The organism is Pantoea sp. CFSAN033090, from assembly GCF_001264395.1.
Lineage (GTDB): Bacteria > Pseudomonadota > Gammaproteobacteria > Enterobacterales > Enterobacteriaceae > Pantoea > Pantoea agglomerans.
Genome location: NZ_LGYX01000004.1, coordinates 250,059 through 262,792, shown reverse-complemented (window position 1 = coordinate 262,792; position 12,734 = coordinate 250,059). Strand labels below are relative to the sequence as shown.

Below are 12,734 nucleotides of genomic sequence, written 5' to 3'. Positions count from 1 at the left end.
AGAATTGTCTTAGAGATGGGTGACGATATCTTTAATTAAGCCTGGCCCCTGATAAATAAAGCCTGAATAAATCTGAACCAGTGTTGCCCCGGCGGCGATTTTTTCACGCGCTGCCGTCAGAGAATCGATCCCGCCTACGCCAATAATCGGCAACCGTCCCTGCAGTTCCTGAGAGAGGCGCTGTATCACCGCCGTGCTGCGCGACTGCACTGGCCGTCCACTTAACCCACCCGCTTCCTCAGCATGCTTAAGACCGCTCACCAGTGAACGATCGAGCGTGGTATTGCTGGCAATCACGCCATCAATCTGATGACGAATTAAACTGTCCGCGACCTGAATTAACTCTTCTTCAGAGAGATCGGGCGCAATTTTTACGGCCAGCGGAACATATTTCAGATGACGCTGTTCCAGCTCTTTTTGTTTCTGTTTGATGGAAGAAAGCAGATCATCCAGCGCCTCGCCATATTGCAGCGAACGTAAACCTGGGGTGTTAGGTGAGGAAATATTGATGGCGATATAACCGGCGTGGGCATAAACCTTTTCCATGCAGATGAGATAATCATCTTTTCCCTGCTCGACCGGCGTATCTTTATTTTTACCGATATTGATCCCCAGCACGCCGTTAAAGCGCGCTTTCTTCACGTTTTCAACCAGGTGATCAACACCCAGATTATTAAACCCCATCCGATTGATAATTCCGCCCGCTTCCACCAGACGAAACATGCGTGGCTTATCGTTCCCCGCCTGGGCGCGCGGCGTGACGGTGCCGACTTCAACAAAGCCAAAGCCCATCGCCGCAAACGCATCAATACACTCTGCGTTCTTATCCAGACCCGCCGCCAGGCCCAGGGCATTCTTAAAGGTCAGTCCCATACAGGTGACCGGACGCGACGGCAGATTCTGGCGATAAAACATCTCCAGTGGGGTGCCGTTCATAAAACGCAGTTGCTGAAAAGTGAGTTCGTGTGCGCGTTCGGGATCAAGTTTAAACAGCGCCGGTCGGACGATAGGATAAAACATGCACTCTCCTGAAGGACGGAAGCGATCGTGAAAGTCGGTGCACGGGAAATTGTGCGCCAGAATGGTAAAGTGCTCTGGCGCAAAAGTAAATCGAACAGCGGGGATGCATAAAACTATCTGAAAATGCTTTGATCTTACGCGGCGGAATCGTTTACGGGGTGATTTTTCACCTCAGAGGGAAACAGATATTCCCGCAGGATGCCGTGACGTTGCATGATGCCAAAAATACCGAGACAGACGAACGCTTCAGCCCCGACCATCGACCATGCGGCACCGATTGCGCCAAACTTCCACGCCAGGAAACAGCAGAGCGGCACGTTAACCACACCAGCGGCCATCATCACCCACATACGCTGGCGGGCCAGACCATGTGGGATCAGAATCTGTAATCCAGCCGGGTAGGCAATGTTGCCAAACAGGAAGCAGAGCACAAAGACGCGCAGCACATCCGCTGACTGGATAAAGTCTTTACCCAGCAATATTGAGACCACCAGGTCAGCAAAGAACCAGGTGAAGATTACAATCGACAGACTCAGGGAAAACGACAGCAGCAGGCTTTTGCGTGTCGCGGCAATCGCGGCCCGTTTATCCCGGCCGAACAGGTGGCTGACGCGCGGGAAGAAGGCGCTGCCGATCTGCTCCGGTACCGAGTTGGCCGCTTTACGCAGGCGATCGGCGCCGTTGTAGATCCCGACCATGTAAGTAGAAGCAAAGGTGGCGAGAATCACCACGTTGACGCTGTTGAAAAGGTTAGCACCGGCGATGGCGATAAACACATCCATGCTGTCGGTGATGCGCTGTTTGATTTCGCGCGGTTCAAAGCGATAGCGGCCTATGACTTTCATCTCCAGCACAAACTTCAGCGTAATCGCCGCGCTGATAATGGAGACCGCGCCAGGGATCAGGGCAGCCAGCCAGGTATCCTGCGGAGATTTCACCAGTAAAAAGGTCAGCGGAATCGCACAGAAGTTACCGAAGGTGGCGATCATCGCCGTCTTACCCAGCTTCTCAAAGCCCTGCATCAGCCAGCCGAATGAAAACAGCGAGCCGACCAGCGTGGTGCAGTTCGCCAGAATGATGAAGAACAGAGGGTGCCAGGAGGGATTGAACCAGGTCGCAGTCAGCAGCGTGCCGCTGGTGACCACCAGCAGCATCAGCTTGGCGTTGAATGTTGACCAGAAGAGCTGGCTGACGCGTTCTTTGTCATCACGATGGTGAGCAATATCTTTGGTTGTAAAGACATTGAATCCCCAGTCGGAGATAGTGCTGCAATAGAGGACGCAGGCAATCGCCAGCGCCAGCGTACCCATCTGCTCTACGCCCAGAACGCGGGCAAGATAGGGCAGCGTGGCCAGCGGAAACAGAAACGACGCGCCACGGTAAGCCAGCAGCGAGAAAATATTAATAACCAGACTTTTATCGAGTACTTTTGCCATGTCGCAACAACCTTATACACATTGCATGTCTCACCTTCTCATTTCGCTAAGGCATAAACAATATCGCTTCAAATTTTTCAGAATCAGGCTGCGCGCTTGAGCTCTTTTTTAACCTTGTAGTGCTGCAGCGCAATAAAGAGCTCAGGGCGATTAAACAACAACCACTCTTTAAGATTTTCTGATTTTACATTACGACCCATAAAGCGAATGGCATTACAGACATATTCCGGCACCGGCGTTTTATTATAGAGAGACAAATAGATCATCAGACGGAACGAATGAAGTAAATAAGACTTTTCCAGCGAACTACGCCAGGCTGATTTAGGGAGCGAACTGGTTAACGTATTATAAGCATGCATAAAAGCGTCATAGCGCTGATAGAAAAACTCATTGCCTTTGGTACTGTTGGTCAGTGAACCACTGCGGATGCGCTGCTTATAATAGACCTGACGGCTGACCCATGCGTGCTGGCATTTCATAAACACGGAGAGGGTAAAGTTGTGGTCTTCATGAACCCGACGTACAAAGCGCAACTTATGCTGTTCAATGACGCTTTTTCTTAAGGCGTAATTCCAGACGGCAGAGGTATATCTGCCATTACGCAGCAGGCGCAGAAAGACCTCCTGTGGTTTCTGCTGGCCAAACTGGTCATGCTTCACTTTTGGCGAGGTGATATCAATGTGGCCATCTTCATAGACGCAGGAGTTAAAACAGAAAAGATCCGTTTCAGGATGCTTCTCCGCCACCATTGCCAGCTCAGTGACGAGGCCATCAACCACGACATCATCCGGGTCACAGAAAAAGAGAAACTGACCCTTTGCCAGTGCAATGCCGGTGTCCCGTGCATTGCCGAGGCCGCCATTTTCAATGGTGATCACTTTCACCTGAGAAAGGTGCGCATAATTCTGTTCAATTAAGGCTAATGTTCCATCAGTAGATCCATCATTCACAATGATTATTTCATTGGGCGCTTTAACCTGGCGTAATAACGAATCGACGCACTCTACAATATATTTCTCAACATTGTAGGTTGGAATAATAACGGATAACAGGATGTCAGACATATGCAATTCTCTGCTGTTAGAAAATGACAATACGATTCACCTGCCTGATGCAGGTTCTGACCAGAGGCGAAACGTCGAAAAGAGTAAGGCGCGATTATTATGATTGCTTTCATTGAGCCCGATTATCTTAAACCTGTAATGCGAAAAAAGACCAGCCGTAAAAATCATCTTAATGTTTCATGTGAGCATCACTCTTAACGAAAGTGCATCTATAGCCCGCAGTAATGTTAAAACCGTTGAGGATCGATTTAAATTAGCCCTGCAAAGCAGACGTAACCAGATTCAGAAATCTGTAAGCGAACATCTGAAACGATGAATAAGTTCAGCATTCCTTCATTATTATTACAGTTTGCTTTCTGCAATAAATCTTAATCTTTGGCAGAGGCTGCCGCAGATAAGCTGATTCTGTGCTGCTTCGCAGCGCTATTTTGTCAGCCGTTGCGCTTTATGGCCGCGCCACTCTCAGAAAAAATGATTAAGCAATCAGACGAAAGATATTTTTTCTGCTCAACCGACACATTTTGACGATCTCGTATCATGCCCCTTAATGAATTGTTCCGCTGCCAGCGCTTAATTTAAGAATTATCGGAAGCGGCGATGCTGACATCTGTCGCAACGCCTTCTATTTGCAGATTTCACCCTTACTTTGCCGGATAAATCATTTAAGCCCACTCCCCTGCTCTGACAGTATGAAGGCATAAGTTCTCAACATTTGATAATCAATAACTTTTAGTTATAAGGAGTGATGATGCGAGTTATTACGCTGGCAGGCAGCCCACGATTCCCCTCCCGCTCAACCTCACTGCTGACGCTGTGTCAGCACAAGCTGGAGGCGCGTGGTATTGAAGTCATTCCGTGGAATATTCACAACTTTCAGCCTGACGATTTAATCAATGCGCGTTTTGATGCACCTGCGCTTCTCGCCCTGCGTGACGATCTGGCTTCGGCTGATGGACTGATTATTGCGACACCTATCTATAAAGCGTCGTTTTCGGGTGCGCTGAAGACGCTGCTCGATCTGCTGCCTGAACGCGCACTGGAACACAAAGTCGTTTTACCGCTGGCCAGCGGCGGCAGTGCCGGTCATATGCTGGCGCTGGACTACGCCCTGAAGCCGGTGCTCAGCGCCTTAAAGGCGCAGGAGATCCTGCATGGTGTTTATGCCGAGGATCATCAGATCAGTCATTACGACCGTCAGCCCGAACTGCAGGATTCACTGTCACAGCGCCTGGATGAGGCCGTCTCCGCCTTCTGGCTGGCACTGACCCGTCACCACCACCCCGTTGCGCAAGCGGTATAAGGAAGCGATCGATGAAGCTGAGATTAGGAAAGTGGCTGGTGGCCGGACTTCTGCTGGCCGGCCTCCAGGTACAGGCCGCCGAATCCGATCCGTCTGAGATTCGCATCGGCTATCAGAAAGGTTCGGTCAGCATGGTGCTGGCGAAGTCACATCAGTTACTGGAGAAGCGTTTTCCCCATACCCGGATTAAGTGGATCGAGTTCCCTGCAGGTCCGCAAATGCTGGAAGCGCTGAATATCAACAGTATCGACCTGGGCAGTACCGGTGATCTTCCCCCGCTGTTTGCCCAGGCCGCGGGCGCGGATCTGCTCTATGTTGGCGCGGAGCCGCCAAAACCCAAAGCGGAAGTGATTCTGGTGCCAAAAAGCAGCCCGCTGAAACAGGTTGCGGATCTGAAAGGCAAGAAAGTGGCTTTCCAGAAAGGCTCCAGCTCTCACAACTTACTGCTGCGCGCCTTACAGCAGGCGGGTCTGACCTTTAAAGACATCACGCCGGTTTATCTCACTCCCGCCGATGCGCGCGCCGCCTTCCAGCAGGGTGACGTTGATGCCTGGGCAATCTGGGACCCCTACTATTCATCGGTGCTGCTGCAGGGAAATTCGCGCCTGCTGATTGATGGCAGCTCCCTTAATCTGACCGGCTCCTTCTATTTAGCGACCCGCAGCTACGCCGAAGCCCATGGCGCGTTTATTCAGCAGGTGCTCGACACCTTCAGCACTGCTGACGCGCTGACAATCAGCCAGCGTCAGCAGAGCACCACGTTACTGGCGCAGGCGATGGGCTTGCCCGAACCGGTTATCGCCAGCTACCTCAGCCATCGGCCACCCACCCGCATTTCGCCGGTCAGTGCCGAAACTGCCGCAGCTCAGCAGCGCACCGCTGACCTGTTCTATGCCAATCATCTCTTGCCAGTAAAAGTGACGATTCAGGATCGCATCTGGCATCCGCATACCGTGACGCAATAAGGAGCAACAATGAGCGTATCCATTTTCTGGTTCCTGCCGACGCATGGCGACGGCCACTATCTTGGTACCGCCGAAGGGGCGCGACCGGTTGATCACGCCTATCTGCAACAGGTGGCGCAGGCCGCTGACCGCCTCGGTTTTGGTGGCGTACTGATCCCGACCGGCCGCTCCTGTGAAGATGCCTGGCTGGTTGCCGCCTCGCTGATTCCGGTGACGCAGCGCCTGCGATTCCTGGTGGCGTTGCGTCCTGGGGTGATTTCACCAACCCAGGCAGCGCGTCAGGCCGCTACGCTGGACCGTCTTTCTAACGGACGTGCGCTGTTTAATCTGGTGACCGGCGGCGATCCGGAAGAGCTGGCGGGCGACGGTGTGTTCCTGGATCACCGCGAGCGTTACGCGGAATCCGCCGAGTTTACCCGCGTCTGGCGTCGGGTGCTGGAAGGCGAAACCGTCGATTATGAAGGCAAGCACGTGAAGGTACGCGGTGCGCGTCTGATGTTTAAACCGGTGCAGCAGCCTCGTCCCCCGCTGTGGTTTGGTGGCTCTTCTGAACCCGCCCAGGAACTGGCGGCCGAACAGGTCGATGTCTACCTCACCTGGGGCGAACCCCCTGCGCAGGTTAAAGAGAAGATTGATCAGGTGCGTGCGAAAGCGGCTGCCCAGGGACGCACCGTCCGGTTCGGCATCCGTCTGCATGTGATCGTGCGTGAAACCAATGAAGAGGCCTGGCAGGCCGCAGACAAACTGATTGCCAATGTGGATGACGCCACCATCGCGAAAGCGCAGGCGGCGTTCCAGCGGGCAGATTCTGTGGGGCAGCGCCGGATGGCCGCACTGCATGGCGGTCGCCGCGACAAGCTCGAAATCAGCCCTAACCTGTGGGCAGGCGTCGGCCTGGTGCGCAGCGGAGCCGGGACCGCGCTGGTCGGCGATGGCCCGACCGTGGCCGCTCGCATCAAAGAGTATGAAGCGCTGGGCATTGAGACCTTTATCCTGTCGGGTTATCCGCACCTGGAAGAGGCTTATCGCGTCGGCGAACTGCTGTTCCCGCATCTTGATCTGCAGATTCCACTGGTGCCCCAGCCGCGCGTGGTTCAGGCACACGGTGAAGCGGTAGCCAACGATTTTACCCCTGAGAAAAAAGTCGCCCGGGGCTGAGGAGAGCATGATGACCAGAACCCGAAAACGCCTTGCTGATACGCTGGTGCCCTGGCTGCTGCCGACGCTGCTGGTCGTGGTGTGGCAGATTGCCTCGCAAACCGGCTGGTTGTCGACCCGTATTCTGCCCGCACCGGAGAAAATTGTGACCACCTTCTGGCAGCTGACCGCCAGTGGTGAACTCTGGCAGCATCTGGCGATCAGTAGCTGGCGGGCGTTGATCGGCTTCAGTATCGGCGGTTCTATCGGCCTGCTGCTCGGGCTGATTACCGGCACCTCCAGAACCGGTGAACGACTGCTGGATACCTCGGTACAGATGCTGCGCAATGTGCCGCATCTGGCGCTGATCCCGCTGGTAATCCTCTGGTTCGGTATTGATGAGTCCGCCAAGATCTTTCTGGTGGCGCTGGGTACGCTGTTCCCGATCTACCTGAATACTTATCACGGCATCCGCAACATCGATCGCGGGCTCGTTGAGATGGCGCGCAGCTATGGCCTTTCCGGCTGGAGCCTGTTTATTCAGGTGATCCTGCCCGGCGCGCTGCCCAATATTATGGTCGGCGTGCGTTTCGCGCTGGGCCTGATGTGGCTGACGCTGATTGTCGCAGAGACCATCTCTGCCAACGCGGGTATCGGCTATCTGGCCATGAACGCGCGTGAATTCCTGCAGACCGATGTGGTGGTGGTCGCCATTATTCTTTACGCCCTGCTCGGCAAACTGGCGGATGTCGCCGCGTTGTTGCTTGAACGTGTCTGGCTGCGCTGGCATCCCGCTTATCAACTGAAGGAGGAGAACGCATGAGCCAGACTCTCTCACCGGCGCGCCTGAACACCGGCACCCCGGTTGGCGTTAACGGCGTCAGTAAACAGTATGGCAGCCGCACCATTCTGAATAAGATTGACCTGCATATTCCCTCAGGTCAGTTTGTGGCGGTGGTGGGTCGCAGCGGCTGTGGCAAAAGCACGCTGCTGCGCCTGCTGGCCGGTCTCGAACAGAGCTCCAGCGGTGAACTGCTGGCAGGCAATGCGCCGCTGCAGTCGGCTCGTGAAGATACCCGCCTGATGTTTCAGGATGCGCGACTGCTGCCGTGGAAAAAAGTGATCGATAACGTCGGGCTGGGTCTGCGCGGACGCGAATGGCGCAGCGCGGCGCTGGATGCACTGGCGGCGGTAGGCCTCGCCGATCGGGCTGATGAGTGGCCAGCCGCCCTCTCCGGCGGCCAGAAACAGCGCGTCGCACTGGCCAGAGCGCTGATCCACCGGCCCGGTTTACTGCTGCTGGATGAACCGCTGGGGGCGCTGGATGCCCTGACCCGCATTGAGATGCAGGGATTGATTGAGTCACTGTGGCAGCAGCATCACTTTACCGTGCTGCTGGTCACGCATGATGTCAGTGAAGCGGTGGTGATGGCAGATCGCGTGCTGTTGATCGAAGAGGGTCAGATCGGGCTGGATCTGCTGGTGGATCTGCCCCGTCCCCGCCGTCGCGGATCGGCGCGGCTGGCCGAGCTGGAAGCGGAGGTACTGGATCGGGTCATGCAGCGTACGGAACGACCGCAGCCGGTTCGTTACGCGCAGCAGCGCTGAAAAAAGGGGAGTGTCTCAGACACTCCCCTTTTTAATTATCAGGCGTTCAGTGCCCGGGTAATTTTCTCGTAGAGGTCGCCAGAGAGTTTATCCAGCTCCAGCAGCTGCTCCAGCGCCTGGCGCATCATCGCCTGACGGCCTTCGTCATAACGTTTCAGGCGAATCAGCGGCTCCACCATCCGCGCCGCAACCTGCGGATTGCGGGTGTTAAGGTCGGTAAGCATCTCCACCAGGAACTTGTACCCGCTGCCATCTTTAGCATGGAAGGCGGCCGGGTTAGCCGAGGCAAAGGCACCCACCAGCGAGCGAACACGGTTCGGATTACTCATGGTGAAGGAGCGATGATTCAGAAGCTGACGCACATTGCGCATCACGTTAGCGGCCGGACTGGTCGCCTGCAGCACAAACCATTTGTCCATCACCAGACCATCCTGATGCCAGCGCTCATCGTAAGCTGCCAGCAGCGCATCACGGCACGGTAACTGTGCCGCAACAGCAGCAGAAAGCGCCGCCAGCGCATCGGTCATGTTGGTCGCCTGATGATACTGCGTCTGCACCAGTTTATCCGCCAGCTGCGCATCGCTGAAGGCGAGATAGGTCAGGCAGATATTTTTCAGGCTGCGCTGACCTATCGCGTCATGCTCCACGCGGTATTCAGGCTGCTGATTGGCGTTGTAGATCGCAAAAAACTCATCGGCCAGTTCGCGTGCCAGCGTGCGTTGCAGTGCGTCACGCACCAGCGCAATCGCCTGCGGATCGATAGTATCAAACAGCTCGGCAATCTCATTTTCCGACGGCAGCGTCAGAATCAGCGCGGTCAGTGCCGGGTCGCAGTCGGTATCCAGCAGCACCGCGCGGAAGGCGTCGGCGACATGCAGCGGCAGTGACAGATGCTGGCCCTGCTGATAGCGGGCGACATTCAGACGGATATAGGTCGCCAGCAGGCTCTGAGCCGCATCCCAGCGGGAGAAGTCGTTGCGTGCATGACGCATCAGGAAGGTGAGCTGAGCATCACTCCATTTGTAATCAAGCTTCACCGGGGCAGAGAATTCGCGCAGCAGCGACGGCACTGGCTGGAAGTAGACATTATCGAAAATAAAGGTCTGGAACTCCTCGGTAACATTCAGCACATGATGCACCGGATGACCATTATTCTGCAGCGGGATCACCTTGCCTTCGCCATCATAGAGTTCAATATCCAGCGGGATATGCAGCGGCAGCTTCTCTTTCTGATCGGCAGTCGCAGGCGTGTGCTGCGTGACGTGCAGCGTATACTGCTCCAGCTCCGGGTTGTAATCGTCGCGCACCGTCAGCACTGGCGTACCGGACTGGCTGTACCAGCGGCGGAACTGCGACAGGTCAACATTCGAGGCATCTTCCATCGCCTGAACAAAATCATCACAGGTGGCGGCGCTGCCGTCGTGGCGATCAAAATAGAGCTTCATGCCCTTCTGGAAGTTCTCTTCACCCAGCAGGGTGTGCATCATACGGATCACTTCTGACCCTTTTTCATACACCGTCAGAGTGTAGAAGTTGTTCATCTCAATGACCTGATCCGGACGGATCGGGTGTGCCATCGGGCTGGCATCTTCGGCGAACTGCGCACCGCGTACGATACGCACGTTATCAATGCGGTTCACCGCGCGTGAACCCAAATCAGAGCTGAACTCCTGATCGCGGAACACTGTCAGTCCCTCTTTCAGGCTGAGCTGGAACCAGTCGCGGCAGGTCACGCGGTTACCGGTCCAGTTATGGAAATATTCGTGACCGATAACCGCTTCAATGCCCAGGTAATCTTTGTCCGTCGCCGTTTCCGCTTTAGCCAGCACATATTTGGCATTGAAGACGTTAAGGCCTTTGTTCTCCATGGCGCCCATGTTGAAGAAGTCCACCGCCACGATCATAAAGATGTCGAGGTCATACTCCAGACCGAAACGCTCTTCATCCCACTTCATGCTGTTTTTCAGCGAGGTCATCGCCCAGTCGGCACGGTCGAGGTTACCGCGATCGACGAAGATTTCCAGCGCCACATCACGTCCTGAACGGGTGGTGAAGCTGTCGCGCAGCACGTCGAAATCGCCCGCCACCAGCGCAAACAGGTAGCAGGGTTTCGGGAACGGATCCTGCCACTTCACCCAGCTGCGACCCTGCTCATCCCGGCCGCTGTCAATCCGGTTACCGTTGGAGAGCAGGAATGGATAGCGCTCACCGTCGGCATAAATGGTGGTGGTAAAGCGCGCCAGCACATCGGGGCGATCGAGATACCAGGTAATATGACGGAAGCCTTCAGCCTCACATTGGGTGCAGAGCGCCTCGCCCGATTTGTACAGCCCTTCCAGCGCGGTGTTCTGGTCCGGATGAATATCGTTAATAATTTTCAGGGTGAAGCTTTCCGGCAGCTGGCTGATGACCAGTGCGCCCTCTTCTTCACGGAAGGCCGTCCAGGCTTGCCCGTCGACCTCTAGCGCTATCAGCGTTAACGCTTCGCCGTCCAGTCGCAGCTCAGCCTGGCTGTCGCCCAGTCGTTTAACCTTGCTGATGGCCGTTACGCGGGTGGTGGACGCATTCAGTTCAAAAGTTAAATCGATATCGGTGATGGTGTACTCAGGCGCACGATAGTCGTGGCGATACTTGATTTGGGGCTGTTGCGTCATATTGCGTCTCGCGTTGTTATAAGTTTACCGGCAAAGTCTAAGCTTGTTACTACAAGCTTGCCACGCACAATGCACCTAAAGGGTGAAATGGCTACACTTTGTTAACAATGGCACAGATTGGCCTCGACCCGCCCGTCTGAAATATGCTGTGATCGGCTTCAGATAGTGAATTATACTTTTGCGTCTTTATGACTGTGTACAACACCGGGCTCTGCGCCACCGAACAGGATGCTGAAACGCGCCATGACAGGACATGCTTCCCCGATACTGACCTCGCTGCTGGATACGGACGCCTATAAGCTCCATATGCAGCAGGCCGTTTTCCACCGCTATCATGACATAACGGTGGCGGCGGAGTTTCGCTGCCGCGGCGACGAACTGCTGGGTCTCTACGCTGACGAAATTCGTGACGCGATAACCGCAATGCAACACCTGGCGCTGACTGATGATGAAGCGACCTGGTTGTCTCACCTTCCCTTCTTCCGGCAGGATTACCTCAGCTGGTTACGCCAGTTCCGCTATAACCCGGATCAGGTTGAGGTGCGCAATCACCATGGCAAGCTGGAACTCCGTATTCAGGGGCCGTGGCGCGAAGTGATCATGTGGGAGGTGCCGCTGCTGGCGCTGATCAGTGAGATTGTGCATCGTCATCGCACGCCGCAGGTCACTACTCAGCAGGCACTTGACCACTTACATCAAAAACTCGGCGACTTTAAGGCCCAGGTGGCTGACCTTGATATGTCACGCTTCCGCCTGATGGATTTTGGCACCCGTCGTCGCTATTCGCAGGATGTGCAGCAGTCGATCGTCTCAACGCTGAAACAGGAATTTCCGTGGCTGATTGGCACCAGTAACTATGATCTGGCGCGCCGTCTGTCACTGACGCCAGTGGGAACACAGGCGCATGAGTGGTTCCAGGCCTTCCAGCAGATCAGTCCGGTACTGGCCAACAGCCAGCGCGCTGCGCTACAGGCGTGGCTGGATGAGTATGACGATAAGCTGGGCATCGCCCTGACCGATTGCATCGCCATGGACGCATTCCTGCGCGATTTCGGCCCGGTGTTTGCCCGCCGCTATCAGGGACTGCGCCACGACTCCGGCGATCCGGTCGAATGGGGCGAGAAAGCCCTCGCCCACTACCAGAAGCTGGGTATCGATCCGCAAAGCAAACACCTGGTCTTTTCTGACAACTTAAATCTCGACAAAGCGCTGGCGCTTTACCGCCACTTTGGTCAGCGGACGAACGTGGTGTTCGGCATCGGAACCCGCCTCACCTGCGATATTCCGGGCGTGACGCCACTGAATATCGTTATCAAACTGGTGCAGTGCAATGGCAAGCCGGTGGCGAAACTCTCAGACAGCCCGGGCAAAACCATCTGCCAGGATAAAGCCTTTGTCAGGGCCCTGCGTAAAGCTTTTGATCTGCCGCTGGTGAAAAAAGCGAGTTAATCCTCTTCTTATCGGGGCGTTGATACGCCCCGCCTCTGCTGTAATAAATCTGCTTTCCCCCTGAATTTTGCTTGTTTCCTGAAGACTCGCAAGTAACATAG

At 55.1% G+C, this 12,734-nt stretch carries 10 protein-coding genes; 6 read left to right on the top strand and 4 right to left on the bottom strand.

What is annotated here, in order from left to right; translation table 11 throughout:
• Positions 1-9: 9 nt before the first annotated feature.
• The 3 genes from pyrD to AFL22_RS04590 form a co-directional block, all read right to left on the bottom strand.
• A complete protein-coding gene (pyrD, locus tag AFL22_RS04600; RefSeq protein ID WP_010255000.1) occupies positions 10-1,020 on the bottom strand; it encodes a quinone-dependent dihydroorotate dehydrogenase in 1,011 nt (336 codons plus the stop codon).
• A gap of 134 nt (positions 1,021-1,154) precedes the next feature.
• Positions 1,155-2,456: a flippase gene (locus tag AFL22_RS04595; protein ID WP_052270876.1), complete on the bottom strand. Its 1,302-nt coding sequence runs from the start codon at positions 2,454-2,456 to the stop codon at positions 1,155-1,157.
• Between the two features lie 83 nt (positions 2,457-2,539).
• Complete coding sequence (locus AFL22_RS04590) at positions 2,540-3,520, bottom strand: glycosyltransferase (RefSeq protein WP_052270875.1); 981 nt, start codon at positions 3,518-3,520, stop codon at positions 2,540-2,542.
• A gap of 748 nt (positions 3,521-4,268) precedes the next feature.
• On the opposite strand from AFL22_RS04590, the gene ssuE reads away from it, so the two are divergent.
• Genes ssuE through ssuB form a run of 5 tightly spaced genes read left to right on the top strand, consistent with a single transcriptional unit; the run spans position 4,269 to position 8,530 of the window.
• Positions 4,269-4,820, top strand: coding sequence for an NADPH-dependent FMN reductase (ssuE, locus tag AFL22_RS04585; protein ID WP_045140577.1), 552 nt, complete (start codon positions 4,269-4,271; stop codon positions 4,818-4,820).
• 11 nt (positions 4,821-4,831) lie between these two features.
• Positions 4,832-5,785 carry a sulfonate ABC transporter substrate-binding protein gene (locus AFL22_RS04580; protein ID WP_010669774.1) on the top strand — a complete coding sequence of 318 codons (954 nt, stop codon included), beginning with the start codon at positions 4,832-4,834 and terminating at the stop codon, positions 5,783-5,785.
• 9 nt (positions 5,786-5,794) lie between these two features.
• A complete protein-coding gene (gene ssuD, locus AFL22_RS04575; protein ID WP_033757171.1) occupies positions 5,795-6,943 on the top strand; it encodes an FMNH2-dependent alkanesulfonate monooxygenase in 1,149 nt (382 codons plus the stop codon).
• Positions 6,944-6,953: 10 nt separating this feature from the next.
• Entirely contained in the window at positions 6,954-7,745 is a 792-nt protein-coding gene (gene ssuC, locus AFL22_RS04570) for an aliphatic sulfonate ABC transporter permease SsuC (RefSeq protein ID WP_010254987.1), read from the top strand.
• Positions 7,742-8,530 carry an aliphatic sulfonates ABC transporter ATP-binding protein gene (ssuB, locus tag AFL22_RS04565; protein ID WP_010254985.1) on the top strand — a complete coding sequence of 263 codons (789 nt, stop codon included), beginning with the start codon at positions 7,742-7,744 and terminating at the stop codon, positions 8,528-8,530. The genes ssuC and ssuB overlap by 4 nt, the downstream gene beginning before the upstream one ends.
• A 38-nt stretch (positions 8,531-8,568) precedes the next feature.
• Here the strand turns inward: ssuB and pepN are convergent, their stop codons facing one another.
• Positions 8,569-11,184 (bottom strand): aminopeptidase N, encoded by a 2,616-nt coding sequence (pepN, locus tag AFL22_RS04560; RefSeq protein WP_052270874.1) that lies wholly within the window; start codon positions 11,182-11,184, stop codon positions 8,569-8,571.
• Between the two features lie 243 nt (positions 11,185-11,427).
• Here pepN and pncB point away from each other — a divergent pair, with 243 nt between their 5' ends.
• Positions 11,428-12,633, top strand: coding sequence for a nicotinate phosphoribosyltransferase (gene pncB, locus AFL22_RS04555; RefSeq protein WP_010669771.1), 1,206 nt, complete (start codon positions 11,428-11,430; stop codon positions 12,631-12,633).
• Positions 12,634-12,734 lie beyond the last annotated feature (101 nt).

What these genes read in the sequence shown, in the direction of transcription:
- ssuB (WP_010254985.1), top strand. Translation starts at nt 7,742, where the DNA reads ATGAGCCAGACTCTCTCACCGGCGCGCCTGAACACCGGCACCCCGGTT.
- AFL22_RS04595 (WP_052270876.1), bottom strand. Translation starts at nt 2,456, where the DNA reads ATGGCAAAAGTACTCGATAAAAGTCTGGTTATTAATATTTTCTCGCTG.
- AFL22_RS04590 (WP_052270875.1), bottom strand. Translation starts at nt 3,520, where the DNA reads ATGTCTGACATCCTGTTATCCGTTATTATTCCAACCTACAATGTTGAG.
- ssuE (WP_045140577.1), top strand. Translation starts at nt 4,269, where the DNA reads ATGCGAGTTATTACGCTGGCAGGCAGCCCACGATTCCCCTCCCGCTCA.
- pncB (WP_010669771.1), top strand. Translation starts at nt 11,428, where the DNA reads ATGACAGGACATGCTTCCCCGATACTGACCTCGCTGCTGGATACGGAC.
- ssuC (WP_010254987.1), top strand. Translation starts at nt 6,954, where the DNA reads ATGACCAGAACCCGAAAACGCCTTGCTGATACGCTGGTGCCCTGGCTG.
- pepN (WP_052270874.1), bottom strand. Translation starts at nt 11,184, where the DNA reads ATGACGCAACAGCCCCAAATCAAGTATCGCCACGACTATCGTGCGCCT.
- AFL22_RS04580 (WP_010669774.1), top strand. Translation starts at nt 4,832, where the DNA reads ATGAAGCTGAGATTAGGAAAGTGGCTGGTGGCCGGACTTCTGCTGGCC.
- ssuD (WP_033757171.1), top strand. Translation starts at nt 5,795, where the DNA reads ATGAGCGTATCCATTTTCTGGTTCCTGCCGACGCATGGCGACGGCCAC.
- pyrD (WP_010255000.1), bottom strand. Translation starts at nt 1,020, where the DNA reads ATGTTTTATCCTATCGTCCGACCGGCGCTGTTTAAACTTGATCCCGAA.